The organism is Helicobacter saguini, from assembly GCF_000762875.2.
Classification (GTDB): domain Bacteria; phylum Campylobacterota; class Campylobacteria; order Campylobacterales; family Helicobacteraceae; genus Helicobacter_A; species Helicobacter_A saguini.
The window spans coordinates 24,128-47,023 of record NZ_JRMP02000005.1; the positions used below are offsets into that span (position 1 = coordinate 24,128).

General features: G+C 37.6%; 20 protein-coding genes. 13 read left to right on the forward strand and 7 right to left on the reverse strand.

The window, feature by feature from the left end; all coding sequences use genetic code 11:
* Positions 1 to 98 precede the first annotated feature (98 nt).
* The 9 genes from trpB (at position 99) to LS64_RS04105 (ending at position 11,455) form a co-directional block, all read left to right on the forward strand.
* A complete protein-coding gene (trpB, locus tag LS64_RS13920) occupies positions 99 to 4,421 on the forward strand; it encodes a tryptophan synthase subunit beta (RefSeq protein WP_064773732.1) in 4,323 nt (1,440 codons plus the stop codon).
* Between the two features lie 17 nt (positions 4,422 to 4,438).
* Positions 4,439 to 5,125 (forward strand): cytidylyltransferase domain-containing protein, encoded by a 687-nt coding sequence (locus LS64_RS04070; RefSeq protein WP_034573141.1) that lies wholly within the window; start codon positions 4,439 to 4,441, stop codon positions 5,123 to 5,125.
* On the forward strand, positions 5,122 to 6,117 hold the full coding sequence (locus LS64_RS04075) for a TatD family hydrolase (RefSeq protein WP_052062629.1): 996 nt from the start codon (positions 5,122 to 5,124) through the stop codon (positions 6,115 to 6,117). Before LS64_RS04070 ends, LS64_RS04075 begins: the two co-directional genes overlap by 4 nt.
* A 110-nt stretch (positions 6,118 to 6,227) precedes the next feature.
* The gene (locus LS64_RS04080; protein ID WP_337190589.1) at positions 6,228 to 7,490 is read left to right on the forward strand and encodes an aldo/keto reductase; all 1,263 of its coding nucleotides are present in this window, start codon (positions 6,228 to 6,230) and stop codon (positions 7,488 to 7,490) included.
* A 64-nt stretch (positions 7,491 to 7,554) separates the two neighbouring features.
* Positions 7,555 to 8,802 carry a serine hydroxymethyltransferase gene (locus LS64_RS04085; RefSeq protein WP_034573139.1) on the forward strand — a complete coding sequence of 416 codons (1,248 nt, stop codon included), beginning with the start codon at positions 7,555 to 7,557 and terminating at the stop codon, positions 8,800 to 8,802.
* Between the two features lie 201 nt (positions 8,803 to 9,003).
* Complete coding sequence (locus LS64_RS04090) at positions 9,004 to 9,444, forward strand: copper resistance protein CopD (RefSeq protein WP_034573137.1); 441 nt, start codon at positions 9,004 to 9,006, stop codon at positions 9,442 to 9,444.
* A 27-nt stretch (positions 9,445 to 9,471) separates the two neighbouring features.
* The gene (locus LS64_RS04095) at positions 9,472 to 10,155 is read left to right on the forward strand and encodes a hypothetical protein (RefSeq protein ID WP_034573135.1); all 684 of its coding nucleotides are present in this window, start codon (positions 9,472 to 9,474) and stop codon (positions 10,153 to 10,155) included.
* 87 nt (positions 10,156 to 10,242) lie between these two features.
* Complete coding sequence (trpS, locus tag LS64_RS04100) at positions 10,243 to 11,238, forward strand: tryptophan--tRNA ligase (protein ID WP_034573133.1); 996 nt, start codon at positions 10,243 to 10,245, stop codon at positions 11,236 to 11,238.
* A gap of 28 nt (positions 11,239 to 11,266) precedes the next feature.
* A complete protein-coding gene (locus tag LS64_RS04105) occupies positions 11,267 to 11,455 on the forward strand; it encodes a hypothetical protein (protein ID WP_034573131.1) in 189 nt (62 codons plus the stop codon).
* Positions 11,456 to 11,496: 41 nt separating this feature from the next.
* Here LS64_RS04105 and LS64_RS04110 read toward each other — a convergent pair whose 3' ends face one another.
* Entirely contained in the window at positions 11,497 to 12,252 is a 756-nt protein-coding gene (locus LS64_RS04110) for a biotin--[acetyl-CoA-carboxylase] ligase (RefSeq protein ID WP_034573129.1), read from the reverse strand.
* Between the two features lie 86 nt (positions 12,253 to 12,338).
* Here LS64_RS04110 and LS64_RS04115 point away from each other — a divergent pair, with 86 nt between their 5' ends.
* A complete protein-coding gene (locus LS64_RS04115) occupies positions 12,339 to 12,998 on the forward strand; it encodes a lysophospholipid acyltransferase family protein (RefSeq protein WP_034573127.1) in 660 nt (219 codons plus the stop codon).
* Between the two features lie 30 nt (positions 12,999 to 13,028).
* Here the strand turns inward: LS64_RS04115 and LS64_RS04120 are convergent, their stop codons facing one another.
* From LS64_RS04120 to LS64_RS04140, 5 genes are all read right to left on the reverse strand, one after another.
* A complete protein-coding gene (locus LS64_RS04120; protein WP_052062628.1) occupies positions 13,029 to 14,552 on the reverse strand; it encodes a DASS family sodium-coupled anion symporter in 1,524 nt (507 codons plus the stop codon).
* A gap of 120 nt (positions 14,553 to 14,672) precedes the next feature.
* Positions 14,673 to 15,467, reverse strand: coding sequence for a hypothetical protein (locus LS64_RS04125; protein ID WP_118977183.1), 795 nt, complete (start codon positions 15,465 to 15,467; stop codon positions 14,673 to 14,675).
* An 89-nt stretch (positions 15,468 to 15,556) separates the two neighbouring features.
* Positions 15,557 to 15,781, reverse strand: a complete 225-nt coding sequence (locus tag LS64_RS04130; RefSeq protein ID WP_118988436.1) for a hypothetical protein — start codon at positions 15,779 to 15,781, stop codon at positions 15,557 to 15,559.
* Positions 15,782 to 15,821: 40 nt separating this feature from the next.
* Positions 15,822 to 16,994 carry a trans-sulfuration enzyme family protein gene (locus tag LS64_RS04135; protein ID WP_034574086.1) on the reverse strand — a complete coding sequence of 391 codons (1,173 nt, stop codon included), beginning with the start codon at positions 16,992 to 16,994 and terminating at the stop codon, positions 15,822 to 15,824.
* 118 nt (positions 16,995 to 17,112) lie between these two features.
* A complete protein-coding gene (locus LS64_RS04140; RefSeq protein WP_034571095.1) occupies positions 17,113 to 17,652 on the reverse strand; it encodes a DUF1882 domain-containing protein in 540 nt (179 codons plus the stop codon).
* Positions 17,653 to 18,123: 471 nt separating this feature from the next.
* Here LS64_RS04140 and LS64_RS04145 point away from each other — a divergent pair, with 471 nt between their 5' ends.
* From LS64_RS04145 to LS64_RS04155, 3 genes are all read left to right on the forward strand, one after another.
* Entirely contained in the window at positions 18,124 to 19,386 is a 1,263-nt protein-coding gene (locus LS64_RS04145; RefSeq protein WP_052062406.1) for an NAD-dependent epimerase/dehydratase family protein, read from the forward strand.
* Positions 19,380 to 20,768 (forward strand): D-glycero-beta-D-manno-heptose-7-phosphate kinase, encoded by a 1,389-nt coding sequence (gene rfaE1 / locus LS64_RS04150; protein WP_034571092.1) that lies wholly within the window; start codon positions 19,380 to 19,382, stop codon positions 20,766 to 20,768. Before LS64_RS04145 ends, rfaE1 begins: the two co-directional genes overlap by 7 nt.
* A 151-nt stretch (positions 20,769 to 20,919) precedes the next feature.
* Positions 20,920 to 22,146, forward strand: coding sequence for an epoxyqueuosine reductase QueH (locus LS64_RS04155; RefSeq protein WP_052062405.1), 1,227 nt, complete (start codon positions 20,920 to 20,922; stop codon positions 22,144 to 22,146).
* 103 nt (positions 22,147 to 22,249) lie between these two features.
* Here the strand turns inward: LS64_RS04155 and LS64_RS04160 are convergent, their stop codons facing one another.
* On the reverse strand, positions 22,250 to 22,888 hold the full coding sequence (locus LS64_RS04160) for a UPF0323 family lipoprotein (RefSeq protein WP_034571089.1): 639 nt from the start codon (positions 22,886 to 22,888) through the stop codon (positions 22,250 to 22,252).
* Positions 22,889 to 22,896: the final 8 nt, after the last annotated feature.

The window sequence follows — 22,896 nt, forward strand, 5'->3', positions numbered from 1 at the left end:
AAATATGATAAAATTTTGCAATTATTTTGTATAAAAAATTTTGTATAAAATCTTGCGTAAAAATCAATAAGAATTTAAGCAAACTTTAAGGTTAAAATATGAAAAAAATGTTTTTAGAGAGCAAAAATGGATATTTTGGCGAGGAAGATTCTAAGTTTGGCGGCTGCTTTATCCCTGAAACGCTTTATAGCGCGATAAAAGACTTGCAAAAAGCATACAAAGAAATTTTCAAAAGCAAAGAATTTAAAAAAGAATTAAAAGGCTATTACAAAAGCTTCGTAGGTCGCCCCACGCCCTTAATTTACGCAAAAAATGTAAGCGAAATGCTAGGAAATGAAATCTATTTAAAATTTGAAGGCTTGGCAAACACAGGCGCGCACAAGATAAATAACGCGTTGGCTCAAGCCTTACTCGCTAAAAAAATGGGAAAAAGCCATATTATTGCAGAGACAGGCGCTGGACAGCACGGACTTGCAACTGCCGCAGTTTGCGCATTTTTAAAGCTTCCTTGCAAAATATTTATGGGTGAAATTGACATCGCAAGGCAACGTCCAAATGTCTTTATAATGGAGCAGTTTGGCGCGGAAGTAATCGCAGTTAAAAGTGGCTCTAAGACGCTTAAAGACGCAGTAAATGAAGCCTTGCGTGAGTGGAGCAAAACGCCAGATACTAGCTTTTATGTGCTAGGCAGTGCGTTAGGTCCTTATCCATATCCAGACATCGTGCGGGACGCACAAAGCATTATCGGCAAGGAAATAAAAAAGCAGATTAGAAAAGCAATCGGCGTGCTGCCACATTATGTAATCGCGTGTGTGGGCGGTGGAAGTAACGCTATGGGCGCGTTTAGTGCGTTTTTGGAGGATAAAGAGGTGCGGCTTATCGGTGTGGAGGCTGGTGGCGAGGACTTTATCGAGGGTAAAAATGCTATGCGTTTAAGTCCGCAAAGTAAAGCACGTGTGGGCATAGCACATGGTTATAAAAGCTTTTTCTTACAAGATTCTAACGGACAGATTGCGCCAACGCATTCTATATCCGCTGGGCTAGATTATGCTGGTGTAAGCCCACAATTAGCGCATTTGCACGACATAGGGCGTGTGGAATTTATAGCAGCAAGTGATAAAGAGGCGTTAAGTGCTATGCAGTTTTTCGCGCGTCATGAGGGCATACTAGCTGCTTTAGAATCTAGCCACGCTTTGAGTGGTGTAATAAATCTTACCAAAAAAATGAGTAATAAAATCATTGTCGTAAATGTTAGCGGTCGCGGTGATAAGGACATTTTTATCACGGCAAAACGCCTTTGTAAAGATGCGTGGCGTGAGTTTTTGCAAAGTGAAATAGATTCTATGCAAAGCAGGGCGAAGTATCCTTTTGAGATTGCGGCATTAGATTCTAATGATTCTAGTGTTGATTCTAGCTTTAAAATTCACCCTGAGGAGTTTAAGAGCGATTTAGAAGACATTGCGCATGAGGGGATAAAGTTTATTGACTCGGCTGTTAGCAATGTTGTCCCTGAGAGTTCGCCCAAAGTGGAATCTAAGGAGCAAATTACTGATGATTTAAGCCTTGAGGACTTAGAGGGCGAGGAGCTAATAGAAGAGGTAAATAACGAGATAGAGGAGATTTTCGAGCAAATAGATTCTATCCAGGAGACAATCGATAATAATGAAAAAGAGCAGAATCTAAAAAATGTAATACAAGATACGATTAGTGATATAGAATCTAAGCAGCCAGACGACGTCTCAAATGAAAATATAGATAGTCTTGAGCCGCAAGGCGAAACATCTACTAACTTAGAATCTAGCGAATTAGATTCAATAGATTCAATAGACGAAGCCGACCTTGAAAAAACCTTTGAAAATATTGAAACAAAACAAGATTCTATAGAATCTAATAAGCCAACTGAAACCATAGAAACGACTGAAATTATAGAATCTAATAAACCAGCCGACGTTATAGAAGCCGCCGACTCCGTCATTGTGAGCGGTAGCGAAGCAATCCAAAACGAAAATATAGAATCTAGCGAAAACTTAGAATCTGTCATGTTGAGCGAAAGCGAAACATCTACTAACGAAAATATAGAATCTAGCGACAACTTAGAATCTTTTGAACCAACGCCAGAGCCTTTAATAGAATCTAAACCAAAAACAGATTCTAACCATTACGATTTGTTACACTTTTTAGATTCTAAAAATGCAAAAAGTGAAGAAAAGAAACACCTAAACAAAAGCCATTTTTCACTACTTGAGTTTTTAGACCCAAAAGATTCTAATATTGAAAACATAGAATCTAAAAGCGAACCCATCGCCGAAAACGAAAATATAGAATCTAATGAAACCACCGAGCAAACCACTGAAAACGAAAACATAGAATCTAATATAGAATCTGCCCCAAAGGAGCAAGAAAAAGAGCAAGAAAACCCAAAAGAAGATTCTATAGAATCTAATATAGAATCTGCAAAGCAAGATTCTAACACACAAAACATAGAATCTAAAAGCGAATTAGCCATAAAAACAGATGAAAAAATCAACTTAGCCAAAGAATTGCAAAGCGAATTAGCAGGGCAAAACGACTTAGATTTCTCATTTTTAGACAAAGATTCTAACGCGTCAGCAGATAACATTGAAACCCAAGAAACAAAGCCACAGAGTGAAACACCTACCAGCGAAGAATCCATCGACACAACCACCAAAAGCGAAACCCTAGAAATTAACGCCACTGATAGCAACCTAGATTCCACGCTAGACACACTAGATAGCGACATAGAATCTAAAAGCGAAATTGATAGCAGCGACAGCAACCTAGATTCAACATTAAGCGAACTTGACAGCGACAATAGCGACTTTTCACAAGATTTAAACATAGAATCCACAAAAGCCAACGCAGAATCTAGCCTTAGCAAGACAGACGCCGACATCATCGCGGATATGTTTCAAGACGCCTTGTTAAAAGACAGCCTTGATACAATGGACGCGGACGAATATGAAATCGGCGACTACTGCGACTTAGAGGACAAACTCCACCTTGACACACTCGAGCAAGACTTAGACTTTACCAACTTAGATTCTCCATTAGAATCCTTAGAATCCACACAAGATTCCACCATAGAATCTAGCTTAGAATCCCCCCAAGATTCCACCATAGAATCTAGCGAAAATATAGAATCTAATAGCGACTTTTCACAAGATTCCACCGATTTAAGCCAAGATTCAAACATAGAATCCGCCCAAGATTCTAACGATTTAGCCCAAGATTCAAACATAGATTTTAATATAGAATCTAGCTTAGAATCTAACACAGATTCAACCGATTTAAACTTAGATTTAAATATAGAATCCCCCCAAGATTCCACCATAGAATCTAATTTAGATTCCACCGATTTAAACCTAGATTCCACCATAGAATCCACTTTAGATTCCACAAACTTAAAGATAGAATCTGCCTTAGATTCTAACTTAGATTCAACCGATTTAACCTTAGAATCTACCCAAGATTCTAATATAGATTCCAACATAGAATCCACTTTAGATTCTAACGATTTAGCAAAAGATTCTATATTAGATTCAAGCTTAGATTCAGCCGATTTAGCTTTAGAATCTAGCCAAGATTCTATAGAATCCACCTTAGATTCAAACATAGAATCTTCTTTAGATTTAGGCGATTTATCTCAAGATTCTATACTAGATTCCAGCATAGAATCCACCCAAGATTCTATCTTAGATTCCACTTTAGATTCAAGCGACTTATCTTTAGAATCTACCCAAGATTCCAACATAGATTCCGCCGATTTAAACTTAGAATCTAGCATAGAATCTACTTTAGAATCTAGCGACTTAGCCCAAGATTCTAGCTTAGATTCTAATATAGAATCTTCTTTAGAAACTAGCACAGATTCAGCCGATTTAAACATAGATTTAAATATAGAATCTAATGATTTAGCCACAGATTCAAGCTTAGATTTAAGCTTAGATTCCACCATAGAATCTAGTGAAAATATAGAATCTAATATCGACTTTTCACAAGATTTAAACCAAGATTTAAACCAAGATTCAAGCCTAGATATTACCTTAGATTCTAGCGATTTAGATTCCACATTAGACGAAAATATTTCACTTGATTTTAATGCAGATTTAAACGCAGATTCCAGCCTTGATTTTTCCTTAGATAGCAGTGAGAATAGCAGCGAGAATAGCCCACTTGATTTAGACTTTGGCGATTTAGAATCTAGTGAAAACACAACAGATTCTAAAGAACAAACTAACCAAACACCAGAATTTAATTTCGACACGCAAGAAATGCAAGAGCAATCTCAAAGCAAAGATGAAAAACTAAGCGATGCCATAACAAACGCACAGCCAAAATCCCGCATTTTTGAAACCCACAAAGATTTAAGCAAAATCTGGGGCAAATCCCTAAACTCCTAAAATCATAAAGGCTAAGGATGAATAAAAAAAACTATATCGACTACGTCGTTATTCCAGCACGCGGTGGCAGCAAACGCATCCCACATAAAAATCTTGCCCTTTTTAATGGCAAACCCATGCTTGAAATCGCTATAAATCTCGCTAAAGAAGTTAGTAAAAATGTAATTATTAGTAGTGAAGATTCTAAAATTTTGAATTTTGCTAAAAATCTTAAGGTGGATATTTTAGAGCGTGAAAAAAGCTTGGCTGATGATTTTACACCGACTTTGCCTGTGATTATTGATACGATAAATCGTTGCAATATAGAATCTAATAAATCCGTGCTTTGCCTTTATCCCACCGCGATGTTTGCTACTAAAAGTAACATTTTTGAAGCCTTAGAACTTTTAATGAGTAAAAATGTAGCATATATCGTGCCTGTGATTGAAAATGCTAAGGTTATGCGTTCTTTTACGCTTGAAGATTCTAAAATCAATTTTATTTTTAAAGAATTTATGAATACTCGCTCCCAAGATTTAAAAAAAACTTATAACGATGCAGGGCAGTTTTACTTAGGTTTTGCCAAAAGCTTTTTGCAAGAAATCCCCCTTTTAGGAGAATCTAGCCACGCCTTAGAAATACAAAACGCATGGGACATCGACACACCAAACGACTTAAAAATCGCAGAAATGTTAGCAAAAATAAATTATAAGGAAACAAAATGAGCCAGATTATCGATACGCATGTGCATTTGGATTTTAGTGATTTTGAGCCTGATTTGCATAGAATCTTAGGTGATTCTAAGCTTTGTGGTGTGGGGAAATTTTTAATTCCCGGGGCGAGTTTAAAAACCTTGCAAAATGCTTATGATTTGGCAAGTAATCACGCTGAGATTTACTTTGCTGTGGGCATTCATCCGTGCGATATTGATGAGATTTTGCCGCTTAAAGATTCTAAAGATTCTATAGAATCTAAGGACAATAAAGAATTTATAGAATCTAAAGTGCGTGAAGATTCTAAAAATTTCATAGAATCTAAAAACCGCGATGATTTTATAGAATCTAAAACGCACGGAAATTCTAAAATTCATCATATTACAGAATCCATAAATAAAGATTCCATAAAGTTACATATTTTAGAACTTTTTAAGCCTTTTATAGAATCTAAAAAATGCGTGGCGGTGGGCGAATGTGGGCTTGATTTTTATCGTTTGGATAGCTTAGATTCTACGCAGATTAAGGCGATTAAGGCAATGCAAATTGCCATTTTCAAAGCCCAAATTGAAATTGCCCTAGAATATAATCTGCCCTTAATTTTGCATGTTAGAGATAGTAAAGAAAATGATGAAGCCACTACAAATATCGTAACTATTTTGCAAGAATATTATAAATTTAATAACTTACGCGGCGTTTTCCACTGCTTTAATGCAAACCCCAAATTGCTAGCATTTAGCGATAGATTCTATTATGGAATAGGCGGCATTTTGACCTTCAAAAACGCGCAAAATCTAGTCGAAATCCTGCCAAAAATCCCAGAGAATAGAATCTTGCTAGAGACAGATGCGCCCTTTTTAGCGCCCATCCCACACCGCGGCAAACGCAATGAGCCAAAATATCTAGTCCATGTCGCAGAAAAAATCTCCCAAATTCTAAACATCACGCAAGAAAAAGTCTGCGAAATCACAAGCCAAAATGCAGAAAAATTATTTAGTATGTAATTTGTTTTGGCTTGATAGATATTATGTTTTATAAAAAATACCACTAAAGTTATTAAGTGATTTTTACTTTTTTCCCTTATAATTTTATGATTAATTTTTAAGGAGAAAATATGCAGGGTTTAAATGATATGGAATCTAAGAATTTAGATTCTAAAAATAGGCGAGAGTTTTTGAAAGTTTCTAGTAAAATGGCGAGTTTTGGGGCGCTTAGCGCGATTAGTTTTAGTGCGTTTCTTAATGCTAAAGATTCTAAAAATGGCATAAATGCGGATACAAAAGATTCTAAAAATGGCACAAATTTCAACGCTAAAGATTCTAAAAACATAGAATCTAGCACGAATTTCAAAGGCAAAAACATAGAATCTAACGAGAATTTTACAACGCAAAACATAGAATCTAACAGCGATTTAAAACAAGCGCAAGATTCTAAAGAAATAAAACTAGCCGACAACACAAAAACCAAAAATACAAAAACTACAGAATCTAGCACTAATCCTATTACAAAGTTAGGAAATATGGAATATATCACATTGAATAATGGCGTAAAAATGCCGCTACTTGGCTATGGCACATATCAAATCGATAATAAAGATGTGCAAAAGTGCGTGGAGGACGCCATTAGCGTGGGCTATCGTAGCATTGATACCGCTGCGGCGTATTTTAATGAAAGTGGCATTGGCGCAGCACTAAAAAACGCACAAAGTAGCGTGAAACGTGCCGATTTGTTTATCACTACAAAGCTTTGGATTAACGAGGCGACTGAAAGCAAGGCGTTAAAGGCGTTTGAGCGAAGCCTTAAAAATCTAGGGCTTGACTACCTTGACTTGTATCTCATCCACCAGCCTTACAACGACACGTATGGCGCGTGGCGTGCGATGAGCAGGCTGCTAAAAGATGGTCGTATAAAAGCGATTGGTGTTAGTAATTTTTACCCTGATAGGCTGCTTGACTTTTGCCTGCACAACGAGATTACGCCCGCGGTAAATCAAGTGGAGTGCCATCCATTTTTTGCTAAATTTGCAGAGCAAGAGCAAATGCAAAAACTAAATGTGGCGATGCAGTCGTGGGCGTCTTTTGCGGAAGGTCGCAATGACTTTTTTAAAAATCCTACTTTGGCAAAAATTGCTAAAAAACACGGCAAAAGCATCGCGCAAGTGACTTTGCGATGGCTTACACAGCGTGGCATTATCGTCATTCCAAAGACTACGAAAAAAGAGCGAATGATTGAGAATTTCAATGTGTTTGATTTCAAACTAGATTCTGCTGATATGAAAACTATCGCTGGATTAGATAGCAACAAAACGCTATTTCTAAACCACGCGGACCCCAAAACCGTGGAATTCTTAAGCAATATCCACAATGGGAAGTTTTAGATTCTATAATCACAAACTTTTCAGCTACAATATTCTCTTATTTTCAATGTAGGAGAGATAGAAAATGTATGTTATGCAAAATGAAGATAGTGAGATTTTTGAGCTGATAAATAAGGAGCTTGTGCGGCAAAATACGCATTTGGAGATGATTGCAAGTGAGAATTATACTTTCCCAGCGGTAATGGAAGCAATGGGCAGTGTGCTAACAAATAAATACGCTGAAGGGTATCCGCACAAGCGTTATTATGGGGGCTGCGAGTATGTCGATGGGATAGAATCTATTGCCATTGAGCGCGCTAAAAAGCTATTTAATTGCAATTATGCAAATGTGCAGCCGCACTCTGGCTCGCAGGCAAATGGCGCGGTTTATGGTGCGTTGCTTAAGCCTTATGATAAGATTCTAGGAATGGATTTAAGCCACGGCGGGCATCTTACGCATGGGGCGAAAGTGAGTATCACGGGGAAAACTTATCAAAGTTTTTTTTATGGCGTGGAGCTTGATGGGCGTATAAACTACGATAAGGTCGCCGAATATGCGCGTGTGGTAAAGCCAAATATCATTGTGTGCGGCTTTTCGGCTTATACTAGGGAGCTTGATTTTGCTAAGTTTAGAGAGATTGCTGATAGTGTGAAGGCGATTTTGATGGCAGATATTGCACACGTAGCGGGCTTGGTGGTCGCTGGTGAGTATCCTAATCCCTTTCCGCATTGTGATGTCGTGACGACTACTACGCATAAGACCTTGCGTGGTCCGCGTGGCGGCGTGATTTTGACTAATAATGAGGAGCTTGCTACAAAAATTGATAAGATGGTTTTCCCCGGTATGCAGGGCGGTCCGCTAATGCACGTGATTGCCGCTAAGGCTGTGGGTTTTAAAGAAAATCTTAAGCCTGAGTGGAAAGACTACGCCATTCAGGTCAAAAAAAATATTAAGGCGTTGGCAAAAGTGCTTGTAGGACAGGGCTTTGACCTAGTTAGCGGGGGGAGTGATAATCATTTGATTTTAATGAGTTTTTTAAATAATGAGTTTAGCGGAAAGGACGCTGACATCGCACTTGGCAATGCTGGAATCACGGTCAATAAAAACACGGTGCCAGGTGAAAAACGTTCTCCATTTGTAACAAGTGGCGTTAGAATCGGTAGCCCGGCTCTTACAGCGCGTGGTATGAAAGAAGCAGAATTTGAGCAAATCGGCGAGTGGATAGCACGTATTTTGAAAGATATAAATAACACTGCTTTGCAAGATTCTATAAAGGCGGAAGTGGCAAAACTTGGCGAAAAATTTAAGGTGTATGATAAGCCGATATTTTAGAATCTCTTATTTTTAGAATCTAAACATAAATCAATAAAATTTTTGGGATTTTGGGTAAGATTTTGTGGTTGGAAAATTAGATTCTATGATTTTATGTCATATTAAGCGAAGCAAAATTCTACCTTAAATAACATAGATGTTTTGCCTAAAGGCTCAATATGAGAATCTAGATTCTAAAAAATAAAAAATAGGAGTGTTGAAATGGCGAGTTTGTATCCGTATTTTTTGACTATTCATTTGATTTGCGCTATTATTTTTGTGGGATTTTTATTTACCGATGTGGTGCTACTTAGCGTTTTGGAAAAGAAATTTGGGAGTGAGATGGCAGATAAAATAAAATCCGCGATTGTTAGCCGTGGGGTGAAAATTATGCCTATTTGCGTTATTTTGCTTGTGATTACGGGTGGGGCGATGATTACGCAGTATATTTCGCGAGATGCGGGGTTTTTTGATACTACTTTGCAGCGACTTTTGTGGCTAAAAGTGGCGTTTGCCGCTATTATCGTTTTTTTTGTGGCTAGTTCTATTCTTTCAAAATTTGTCTTTAAAAAGCCGCTGCCTTTTGGCAAATACATTCATCCACTAGCCTTAATTTTAGGCTTGTCAATCGCGGTTTTGGCAAAACTTGCGTTTTATTTGTAGGCTAGATTCTATATTTTAAGGGCGTTTATGGAATCTATTTTGAAATTCTTGCAAAGATTTAATTTTAAGCTTAATAAATTTGATATTGTAGGCTTTGGTTCGTGCGCTTTGGATGCCCTACGTTACGCAGATTCTAAGATTTCAAATGGCTTAAGGGTTGGGAAAATTATTTTGGTTTTTCCACATTTTATAGAATCTAATAATATTATAGAATCTAACTTGCAAGATTCTATAAATTCTAATATTTCTAATAATTTTAATAAAAAGTTAGATAATTTAGATTCTATCCTAAACGCCGCTCACCACCCTATTAATGAAATACAGAATCTAGATTCTAAAGATTTAGCCCAAACGCCCACTCACCACCCTATTAGTAAAACACAGAATCTAGATTCTATAGATTCTATCCTAAACGTCACTCACCGCCCTATTAATAATGTAGAGTTCTCATTTTTCGCCCCAAATGATTCACAAAATGCAGAGTATAATACAAGGTGTTACGATTTTACACATGAAGGCGAAATGCCGAATCTAGCGGACTTTCTAAGCAAAAATAACATAGATTTGCAGAAAATTTCAAAAAAATCAAATCTATTTGTAGCTTTTTTGATAGAAAATGGTAATATTGCTACTTTGAAAACGCAGAAAATAAGTGATTTTTTGTCGCAGTATGGAATCTGTTTTGTGATGAAAGAGCATTTGTTTGCGTGATAGAATCTAGATTCTAAGAAAAAATAAAAAAGTGATTTAGATTCTAAAAATAAAAAATAAACTTTAGGATTTAAGGCATTTTTACAAATGAGTAAAAAGGTAAAAAATAGAGTTTTTTCCGGCATTCAGCCCACAGGAGCCTTGCATCTAGGCAATTATCTTGGTGCAATTAAGAATTGGGTGAAATATCAAAAGGAAAATGAGAATATTTACTGCGTTGTCAATTCGCACGCAATTACGATTTATCAAAATCCGCGTGAATTGCACGAAAAAACGCTTGATTTATTCGCCCTTTTGATTGCGTGTGGGCTTGATTCTAAGCACTCTAAGCTATTTATTCAAAGCCGCATTGACTATCATCCAGCGTTAGCTTGGATTTTAGATTGCAATATCCCGATGGGCGATATGAGCCGTATGACGCAGTTTAAGGACAAAAGTGCGAAAAATCCAAAGAATATTAATGTCGGGCTTTTTAACTACCCAGCGCTTATGGCGGCGGATATTTTGCTATATCAAAGCGATTTAGTGCCTGTGGGTGAAGACCAGCGGCAGCATTTGGAATTGACGCGAGAAGTGGCGGCGCGATTTAATGAGCGTTTTGGCGAGTGTTTTGTCGTGCCAAAGCCCTTAATTGCGGATGTTGGCGCGAAAATTATGTCGCTTGATAAAGTAGATTCTAAGATGAGTAAAAGTAGTAGTAGTGAAAATGGGATTATTTATCTTTTAGATTCTAAAGATGTAATCATTCGCAAAATGAAACGTGCTACAACGGATAGTTTTAATGAAATTCTCTTTAATGTCGAGCGTCCGGGCGTGTATAATTTGCTAAGTATTTATGAGTGCATTAGCGGAAAAAGCCGCGAAAGTATTGAAAAAGAGTTTGAAAATGTTGGCTATGGCGATTTTAAAATGGCGGTAGCAGAGTGCATTTTTGCTGAGCTAGAGCCGATACAGAGCGAATTTTTGCGGCTTAAAAATGAAAAAGGTTATATTGAAAGAGTGATTTTTGAGCATGAAGAAAGTGTGAGAGAAATCGCACGACAAACTTACGAAAGGGCGAAAACTTTGGTAGGTTTGATATAGTTTTTTATTTTTTCATAAGGAGAGAGTTATGGATGATATTGTCAAAGAGGACATTTCCACGATTATTGGGCAGATTCAGGACTATTTGGACGAGCTAGAATCTCACTTTGAGAAGCTAGAATCTAAAAATGTGAAAAACAGCGAGACCATCCGCAATATGATTGAGGAAATGCGCCTAAACCTAGAAACCCTGCAAGACTTTCAGGATAGCCAGTAGAACTAAATACATAATAGTCTCTAATATGGCACTTATTTTAGCTATCTCAAGCTATAAAAAATCTTATCATTAATTTTTATGCTGCCATCATTTTGTAATATAGAATCTTTTAGACTTATGATTTTATTATCAATATGGACTTTAAAGTTATGATTTTTATAATATTGCTTTTTGTAAAGTTCAAAAATATCGCTCCATTTATTTTCTAAAAAAAGGCTAAATGGCAAATTAGATTCTATAATTTCAGCATTTTTATTAATATCAAAATCACTAATTTTAAAACCTAAAAATTCTAATAATTTTAATATAATATTTTTATAAGTTATAGAATCTATATAATCTAATATGCCTTTAAAATTATTATCCACAAGATTTAATCCTATACCAAAAATAATAAAATCTTTATAAATTTGTGTAATGATTCCACCGACTTTATTACTAGAATCCGCACTAGATTCTATAGAATCTAAATAAAAATCATTAGGCCATTTTAGCCAAAGATTCTTATTTAAAGATTGAAAAAAACGCAAAAAAATACAGCCAAAATAAATTGAAAGTGACTGCGGTGGAATATCATTTGGCAAAAGCGATTTATGCAACAAAAAAGAAAAATAAAGTCCGCTTTTAACGCTACTCCAAGCATTCCCACGCGAGCCTACTCCCCTACTCTGCTCTTTTGCTAAGACTAAAATAGGCGTTTGATTTTTTTTAATTTTATTAGAAATAATAGAATCTTTTAGCAAATTAAATAAAAAAACCTGCGTAGATTCCGCATTTTGAAAATAATAAAAAGTCATATAGATACCACAAAAACTAAATTTTCGCTAAATTTTATTATAATTTCTACATTTTTTAACATAATTTCGCACAAAAATGGAAAAATATGGGCTCAATTTTCGATAAATTTATGAATAGGGATAAGCAAAAGCAGCTGCGTGTGAAATATGGCGATATTTTTATGCGGTTTTTGGCTTCTTTGGCTTATTTTACGTGTCGCAATCGTTATCATATTTGCGATTATGTGCGCGAAAAGCCCTTTATTGCGTGCCTTTGGCATGGCAATTTCCTTATGATGCCCTACTTGTATGCGAAAGTGCGAAATCCGCCCAAAATGAGCCTTGTAACGAGCGCGCACGAAGATGGCGTGATGGTGGAGCGATATTTTGCGCACTTTGGCTTGAAAAGCATTCGCGGTAGCACTAGTGTGCGAAAGGGCGGGGCGCGTGCGTTAATGCAGGCTATCCGCGAGCTACGCGATGGACGCGACATCGCTGTCACACCTGATGGTCCTAAGGGTCCGGCAAAAAGTATTGCAAATGGCATTTTGCTTATGTCGCTTAAAAGTGGCGTGGCAATCTGTGGCTGTCGCGTGAAACCTAGTCGCTTTTGGCAGCTTAGGACGTGGGATAAGTTTTGCATTCCTAAGCCTTTTAGCCGCATTGATTATTATATCGCCGAGCCTTTGATGTTAGATTCTAATATGGATATTGACGTGGCAAAAAGGCTTTTGAGTGAATATATGGAAAGGTTAGATTCTATATAAATTTAACAAAAAACACTAAGTGGATAAATCCTAATGAAAACTCAAATGTGGCATGATGAAATTAACCCACGGGATGCCAACGACTAGGTAGATTATCATATACACCGCAGCAAAGATTCCACCTAATAGGAAAAATTGCGGTCCTTTTATAAAGTGCGCTCCAAACCACAAAGGCGAACATCCCGTGCCATAAGGCGTAATAATCCCCATAAAGCCCATCGGCAAGATTAAAAGCAATAACGTTTTATGCACATCAATGCCAGGAATCGCTTGAACGATAGTTACAAACACAAGCATTACAGCCGTCACATACGCCGTTCCACTCGCAAAGAAATATCTAAGCCAACTAAACGCCAAGATTAAGCCGATAGTTGCAATCGTAACTGACATACCATCAAAAAGCCCATTGAAAAGCTTTGCAAGCCAGCTAATAAAGCCTACATTGCTTAAGCCACCCGCCATCGCTACAAGAGTCGCAAACCACACAAATGTATTCCACGCGGGTTTATTCCCTAAAAAATCCTGCCAAGTAATCGTATTAAAGCCAATCATTAGCACAATCATAAGCATAGCCGTAGTCGTAGCACTCAAGTTATAAAAGGCGGTTGCCGGGAAAAAACTAGCCCCCACCCAAAGGAAAAGCCCGATTAAAGCGACAAAAATCATATACTTTTGCTCCTTTGGCATAGGTCCTAGTGCGGCGTATTTTTCCTTCGCCCATTTGACGACTTCAGGGCTACCTTTAACTTGCGGCGGATATATCACATAGGCTAAAAGCGGCGTTATCAAAAATAAAATCACGCCCACAGGTAAAAACGCAATAAACCAGCTAGTCCAATCTACCACGCCCACGCCACCTTTTTCTATTTGCGTTAAAGCTAGTGGATTTGGCGCTTGTCCTGTTAAAAAAATTGAGCTAGACACACACGCGGACGCCAAGCCCACCCATATCAAATACGCCCCGATTTTTCGCGGGTCTTTGTCAGGATGGCTATCAAACATATTTGCGATATTTGTTACGATAGGATAGACTGAGCCGCCGCTACGAGCGGCATTGCTAGGGATAAAGGGCGCTAGAATCAAATCGACTAATGCGATGGCGTATCCTAACCCTAATGTGCGTTTGCCAAGCTTACACACAAGCCAGAGCGCCATTCTCTCGCCTAGCCCCGTTTTTGAGAATCCTAAGCCGATGGTAAAAGCGGCAAAAATTAGCCAAACAACAGAGTTTGAAAAGCCGCTTAAGCCCCAGTTTATCGCGTCAGCAGCTTTTATTACCGCTTCAGAATCTCCAGAGCCTTTTGGACCGATTCTAAAAATTACGGCTATTATAATAGCGATAACGCCGATTAATGCGGGTGGGATAGGCTCTAAGATTAGCCCGACAATAAGTCCTAAAAAGATTGATAAATATAGCCACGCATTTGCCGAGCAACCATGCGGTGCTGCTTCCCCGATAATTATTCGTGGTAAAATCCACACGATAAAGCCAAAAATCACAGGGGCTAATAATTTACCTAAAAACACTCTCTGCTCGTGCTTTGTGGAATACATTTTGTGTCCTTTTGTGTATTTTTCGCGTAAAATTTTAGAAAAAAGCTTTTAATAAATGTTTAACACAAGGGAATTTCTAAGATTTATGACATATTTATTACAATTTGTGTTACATAAAGTTTATTTTGGAGCAAATACTTTTAAAAAGCGCATGATTTTTCGCAAGTTTTTTCGCACTTTTTTAACAGGATAGATTTTCCCTAGCACATTTAAAAGCTTATACGTGCTAGAATCAACCATATCAAGACTAAATTTATCGCGGCTATCACTCAGGGCAAACTCGCTCTCACACGCGTTATGATAATCAGGCAGGGTGAAAACCTTGTGCTTTTTAGCGATAATGCTAAAGACGCTTTGGTCGTGGCGATGTGCCTTAAACTCAGGGAAGTTTTTTATTTTTGACTTAGAATCATCTACGATGTGAAAATCCTGCCACATAGATTCTAACCACTCTTGCATAATGATTTGCGTTTTTTCACATTTTTTCATAAAAATCACGCCGGCTTTTATTAAGTTCGTATTTGTATAACTTTTATCATCTAAAACATCAAAAAATGCGAATGTATCAGCCTTTGTATAAGCCTTTGCAATATGCTCTAGCTCGAATGCTATCATAGATTGAGATTCTAAAATTTCTAACTTTTTTAGCAAATTATTAGCAAATTCAGGTAAAAAATTACACCCAATATCAGTGTAAATCAAAATGTCATTTTGCTCAATTTGACTTAAGCTCTGCAATATCACCTGCGGCTTCCAAGTCCAATAGCCAAAGCCACGCGTAGGCTCGAAACTACGCATTTTAGGGGGTTTAGATTCTATAGAATCTAGTTTTTTAATAGGGTGGTGGGCGGGCGTTAGGGCTTTAGATTCTATAGAATCTGTTTTATTCTTAATTAGATTTTTCGCTTCGCTCAAAATGACGTCTTTGTTAGATTCTATAGAATCTAGTTTGTTAAAGCCCTTAGATTCTATGTTTTTAGAATCTAAAATATTTAAAGTAGCATTTACCCCCCCCCCCCGTTTTTACAGCTAGATTCTATAGAATCTTTTGGAAAATCCTTATACATCAAAGGAGCAAAATGAGTTTTAAAATCTAGATTTAGACTGCTTTCATTAAAGATAAAAATCCCATCAAAAATGCCCATATTTTGGGCTTGTTTATAGAATCTAAACATTGAAATAGATAAATCAAGACTAGCAAAAGAGCAAAGATAAATTCTAGATTCCATAACTTTTGACCTTAAATTTTAATTGTGAAATTTACAGATTCTATATAACTTTCAATGCGTTGTCTAGCGCGGTTTTTAAATCATTAGCATTTTCCAAGCCTATGCTTAAACGCAAAAGATTTTCCGTGATATTCATCTGCTTTTTAATTTCGGCATCCACGCTGCCATGACTCATATAAAAAGGCGCACCATACAGGCTTTCTACGCCGCCTAAAGATTCAGCCAAAGTAAAAAGCTCCAAGTTTTTCGCAAACTTTTGCATACCTTTAGAATCTGCCTTAAGATAGACGCTCACCATCCCGCCAAAGCCGCCTTTCATTTGCTTTTTAGCCAGCTCAAATTGCGGAAAAGATTTTAGCCCGGGATAAAAAACGCGTTCAACTTTTGGATGAGATTCTAAAAACTTTGCTACTTCCATCGCGTTACTACAATGCCGCTCCATACGCACTCCTAGCGTTTTGACACCACGAATATTTAGATAGCTATCCATAGGGGAAAGCACCATACCAGTCGAGTTACTCACATATCTCAGTGGCTCATATAGGCTCTCACTGCCAACGCAGACCGCACCGGCTATGCTATCGCTATGCCCATTTATGTATTTTGTCATGCTATGCACGACTATGTCGATGCCCATCTCTAGCGGCTTTTGGATATATGGCGTGGCAAAAGTGTTATCAATCACGCTTAAAATCTTGTGTTTTTTAGCAATTTTTGCGAGTTTTTCGATGTCGCAAAGCGTCAAAAATGGGTTGGTTGGGCTCTCAGCCCATAGCATTTTCGTGTTTTTATTTATCGCATTTTCCACATTTTTTAAATCGCGCATATCCACAAAATGCGTTTTGATATTGAATCTATCAAACACACCCGCAAGCAGCCGCCGCGTCCCACCATAAATATCATCAAAGCATATAATTTCATCGCCGCTTTTCAAATAGCTTAAAATGACGGCGCTCTCTGCGGCTTGACCGCTGGCGTAGCATATCGTGTGTTTTGCGCTCTCTAGCGTGTTTAGCTTAGATTCCATAACTTCGCGAGTGGGGTTTGATAGGCGTGAGTAGCCATGACCTTTGATTGTGTCAGTAAAGTTTGGCTTGGCAAAAGTGCTGCTTAGGTGGATGGGCGCGACTACATCGCTGCTTGTCTCTCCGCTTAAATTTGGGCTTTCACTTACATGAATGGCGTTTGTGTCGAAATTATATGGTTTTTTCATATTCACTTTTTCTCCTATCTTAAAATTAAATTTATATTCCACTTTCTAAATATACACTAGCACTTAAGTAATTTGTTGAATTTAATAAAGCAATGCAACAGGCACACAAACACAGAATCTACATATACTTCGCCCAGACGCCACGCTCTTTCGCATACACTTCATAAGGCAGGGCAAGGATGTTAAAATTCGGCGGAAAGTCGTTATTTGGGAACATTCGCCATTCAATCGGGCATTTTGACGCTAGCTTCATCGATAAAGTCTTAGCCAACTTTTTACCCTCTTCTAAGTCCGTGTGCCCTTTGTGAATGTAAAGGTGCAAGTGCCCAGGCGTCTTAGACGTATAAGCCGTGAAATTGATAAAACCCTCATCACGCAAAAGCAACTGCGCCCTATGATAGAATCGCTGCGGGTCCCTGCCATTGTAGTCAAAGACGATGTTTTCAACCTTATTCCCACGCAGGATAAGCGAGTGTGCGACCGTGATTTCCTTGCGAAAATGCTGCTGCATAATCTGCGATGTTAGCATAGAATTTACACGCTCAAATTTATCATAAAAGATTCTACCACCATAAGTAATCTTTTGCCCAAGACCCATGATTTTCTTGTAGTAGTGGCTTGTGTCCATCTTGATTAATTTCAATTCCATTTCAGTCATTGCGTGTCCTAAATGCTAACCTAAATTAAGTGTATCTATAATTGTAACATTTTTTATAAGTTTTTAGATATTTTTATAAAAATATCACTTAAAAATCTAAAAAATACTACGATTTTAAACGTTTAGATTCTAAAACATTCTTAGAATCTTGTGTAATATAGTAACATTTTGGTAAAATCTTAGAATCTGGATTCTAAGGATTCTATAAACTATATTTAGTTTTTTTTTTTTTTACATAAACGAAAGGTATTTTCGATAAGGTATATAAACTAGATTCTATAATTTTAAAAAAGGACGATGGTCGAACTATTAGAAAATTGAATATGGAATCTAAGGTTAATTTTTAAATATTTTTATTGTCTTTTTATCCAAATTACCCTTAATGTGAAAAGATATTTTTATAGAATCTAAATTTTAAAATCATAAATTTAAAGTAAAATAATCATCTTAAAACATAATAAAGGCATAAAAATGGACTCTAAAGATTCTAACAACACTACACAGCCAAAAAACAACACCGCACAGCAGCCAAAATATGATAGTTTGAATTTAAATCATAAAAGTATTTTGATTACAGGGGCGGCGGGATTTATCGGTAGTAATTTAGTGGATTATTTTGCTACTTATCATCCAAATTGCAATATTTTAGCCCTTGATAGTTTTCGCGATGGGAGCACATTCAACAACGGAAATCCAAGCAGTTTAGGGCATTTTAACAACCTTAAGCTATACAAAAATGTCGAAGTGATACCCATTTCGATAGCAAATACAAATGATTTAAGAAAGGTCTTTTATCAATATGGCAAAATCGATTATATTTTCCATAATGCCGCTATTAGCGATACGACTTGTGATAATATGAATCTTGTAATGAATGTGAATCTTAGCACTTTTAGAGAGCTTATAAGATTAGCCGTGCGGCATGAAGCACATATCATTTATGCTAGTAGCGCTGCCACTTATGGACTAAGCGAGCCGCCAAATAGCGTTGGTATAAATGAAAATCCAGCAAATATCTATGGCTACTCAAAGCTATGTATGGATAGGGAAAATGCACGCGCACAAGCCGAGCTGCAAGATAGTGGCACAGGGCTAATCGGGCTGCGTTATTTTAATGTTTATGGACGCAACGAGTTTTATAAAGGAAAAACGGCGTCTATGATATTGCAGCTTGCCATTCAAGCCTTTTTAAATAAGGAAGTAAAGCTATTTGAATTTGGCGAGCAAATGCGTGATTTTGTATATATAGAAGATGTGATTCAGGCTAATCTTAAAGCCTTAGAATTGATTTATCTAACTTATGGTGCAAATGATGATGAAAAGCATCGCTTAGAGTGGCAAAAGATTCACAAAGTCTTTAATGACGCATCTATGCCTAAAGAGCCGCCATTGCATGAGAGCATTTTGCGTAAAATTTATGGTGCAGATTTTAAAAATCTAGCTAAAAATCTAATGGCTACTTGGCTAAAGAGCGGTGCTATATATAATGTAGGCTATGGCGAAGCTAGAAGTTTTAATGATATTATTAAGATTCTAAAGGAACACATAGGTGGCTTTGAAGTAAGTTTTATAAAAAATAATTATGCCTTTTTTCAAAATCACACTTTAGCAGATTCTAAAAATTTCTTGCCAAATTATAAACCCGCGTATAATTTAGAGAGTGGAATCAAAGATTATATCCCAACAATAGAATCTATTTTTAATGATATTAAAGAAGGGAGAAAAGTATGGTAAATGTGCTAATTATCGGTGATTTAATGCTAGATAGATATATATGGGGAAGTGCTAATAAGCTATCCCCTGAGGCGCCTGTGCCTGTCGTGCTAATAAATGAGGAGAGTTTCAGCCTTGGTGGTGCGTGTAATGTGGCTAGTAACCTTGTGGCTTTGGGTGCTAGTGTTAGCATTTATGGCGTAATAGGGAATGATACTGAGGGTGCGTTGCTGCAAGACTTTCTAAATAATAAGGGTGTGAAATCGCACTGCTATAAATCAAATCGCCCTACTACGACTAAAACGCGTATAATGGCGGCAAAACATCAAATGCTACGCATTGATAAAGAAAGTAGTGATAGTTTAGAATCTAGTATCTATGAAGATATGTTTGATTCTATACAGGGGAAAATTAGCGAGTTTAACTGCGTTATTTTAAGCGATTATCTTAAGGGCGTTTTAAGCTATGCGTTTTGCCAAAAGCTAATAAAGTTAGCAAATAGCTTTAATATCCCTATTTTGTGTGACCCAAAGGGCAATGACTATAGCAAATATAAGGGCGCAACGCTGCTAACGCCTAATAAAAAGGAAGCGATACAAGCCACAGGCATAAATATTTATAACGATAGGACGCTTTTAGAATCTTTACATAAACTGCGTGAAATCTGCGATGTGAAATATCCGCTAATTACGCTAAGTGAAGAGGGTATCGGCTATTTAGACAACGACACTTTGCATAAAAAGCCTACAAAGGCAAAAGAAGTCTATGATGTAAGTGGCGCTGGTGATACCGTGATAGCGGCTTTGGCTTTTAAACTATCAATGGGAGAAAACTTAGAATCTGCTACAACCTTTGCAAATGCGGCTGCTGCTGTGGTAATCGGCAAACTTGGCTCTGCTACCGCTAGTTTAGATGAGATAAATGATGTCTTAGCGCAAAAAAGGATTCTAAGGAGTATAGAATCTAAGATTATAAAAAACTATGATTCTATAAAAGATTCTATGAAAAATAAAAAAATAGTCTTTACCAACGGCTGTTTTGATATATTACACTATGGACATGTAAATTATTTACAAAAGGCTAGAAAGCTAGGCGATGTGCTAATTGTCGGGCTAAATAGTGACTCATCTGTGAAAATGCTAAAGGGCGACTCGCGACCTATCAATAACGAGCAAGATAGAGCATATATCTTAGCAAGTCTAGCGTGTGTAAGCTATGTGATTATTTTTAATGATGAAACACCAGAAAATCTAATAAAGCAAATCCGCCCAGACATTCTAGTAAAAGGCGCAGACTATGCAAATAAAGAAATCGCCGGCTCTGCCTACGCAAAAGAAATAAAACTAATCGACTACATAGAATCTAAATCCACCACAAACATTATAAACAAAATCAAAGGCTAGATTCTATAACCTTATTGAACTCAATGAGACAATCATTTAAAATAGCTTTAAACAACTTGCTGTTGCAAGTCTCGCTATAATTAAAAATAAAATCTGTATTCTATAAATTCACATTTAGATTCTATAATTTCGATTTTAAAAAAGGATAAAAATGTTAGTTCATATTTGTTGCAGTGTCGATAGTCATTATTTTTTACAAGAGTTGCAAAAGGCTTACCCACACGAGAAATTAAAGGGCTTTTTTTACAATCCAAATATCCATCCTAAAGCCGAGCATGACTTGCGTTTGAGTGATGTGAAGCGAAGCTGTGAAATGCTAAATATTCCGCTAATTGTGGGAAAATACGATGATTGTGCGTGGAGTGAGAGCGTGAAAGGCTTGGAAAATGAGCCTGAAAAGGGGGCGCGCTGCAATGTGTGCTTTGATGTGCGTTTGATTGAATCTGCTAAGGTCGCACTAGAGCAAAAAGAAAAAAACTTTACCACAACGCTGCTTAGTAGCCCTATGAAAGAGCAAGAGATTCTATACGCGCAAGGCGAAAAAATTGCTAGTGATTATGGCTTAAATTTTATCAAAATAAATGTGCGCGCAAATGGCGGCGTAAATCGCCAAAATGAGCTTGCAAAAAAGGATAATTTGTATCGGCAAAACTATTGTGGCTGCAAGTTTGCACTTACTAAACAGCGTGAAAAGCAGGGCAAAATCCCACTTGAAATGCTAAGTAGTGTGAGCGGTCAGGTGATGCCAGCAAGCAGTGAGCAACGACTTAGCACGTTTGCAAAACGCGATAAAATTGAGAATGAGGGTGGCGGCTACATTCTAAAAACGCAAAAAAGCCTTGTGTGGCGGCTTTTGAGTGGTAAAATAGAGCATCAAAGAGAAGTCATTCCTAGCTACATTGTGGCGCGAAGTGGGGGCAAAAAAAGGGCAAAAAGTGGCGAGATTCTATGGATAAAGCCGAGTTTGGAGAATCTTTTCGCGGTGTTTTATTCGCAGTTGCAGGATTTGAATTTAGCGGAACGTTTGGAGTTTTTGAGTGAGAAAGAGCGTGAATTTAGGGAAAATAGCGAAATTTTAATTGGCTATAGCAAACGCGATGATAGCGTGTTTATCGATATTTTGACACTAAATTTTTTGCTAAATACTAGCTTTTTGAGCGTGAAAGATATGCTAAAAAATCCGCCCACTTACGCGCGTGAGCTAGAGCTTAGAAATGCCCTGTGCGGCGTGGAATCTATTAACCCTATCATTGTGCTAGATTCTAAGATTTGCCATGATTTGATACTTGATATTAGCATGGTGATACAAGAGGAAAATGTGTATGATGTTATCGCGCAACTCCCCTTTTGTGAGTATTTGGCTAGTAAATTTGCGTAAGCAATCTAAACACAAAATATTATCCATTTAAGTATACTTACAAATTGATAGGTAAGCAAATTATATATTTTTAAACTTACAAAAATTTTTACACAATCAAAATCTAACTACTAGCGCTAGTCGCGCTCGAGCTACTAGAACCACCAGCGTTAGAGCCACCAAAAAAGCCACTTTTTGCATTTGATGGCGTAGCACTACGCGCCGTGCTAGAAGGAGCTGAAGTAGCGCGATTTGCCCCCATACTTTGTGAACGTTGATAGGCAGATGGCGAGCTATAACCGCGTTGTTGCGCCGCTTTAAAATTTGAATTACCAAACAGCTTATTACCGATATAGCTACCGATTAGCGCGCCCGCCGCAGACGCCAAAATCGCCCCGCCAATGCCTAGCCCACCGCCATCGCCACTAGTTAGCGTGCTAGTGCCATTATCAATTTTTTTTGCCTCCTCAGCCACGAGCGCATCGACCTCCTCCTTGCTTAAAATGCGCTCCTCGCCATTCACATTACGCACCACAATAGTCGTGCTACCATCACTTGTGGGCATTTCATCAAGGATTTTGTAGCTGCCATCCTCTTGCTCCTGCAATTTCACCATTACGCCCTGCTGTTTTGCAGCCTCTTTTATCGCCGCATTTTTGTCGCTACCACTATCGCTGCAGCCTAGCAAACCTGTCACAAGCACCGCACTAACCCCGCCTAGCACCGCCGCATCGCCAACCTTTCGCAAATAACTTTTTTTCATATTTTTCC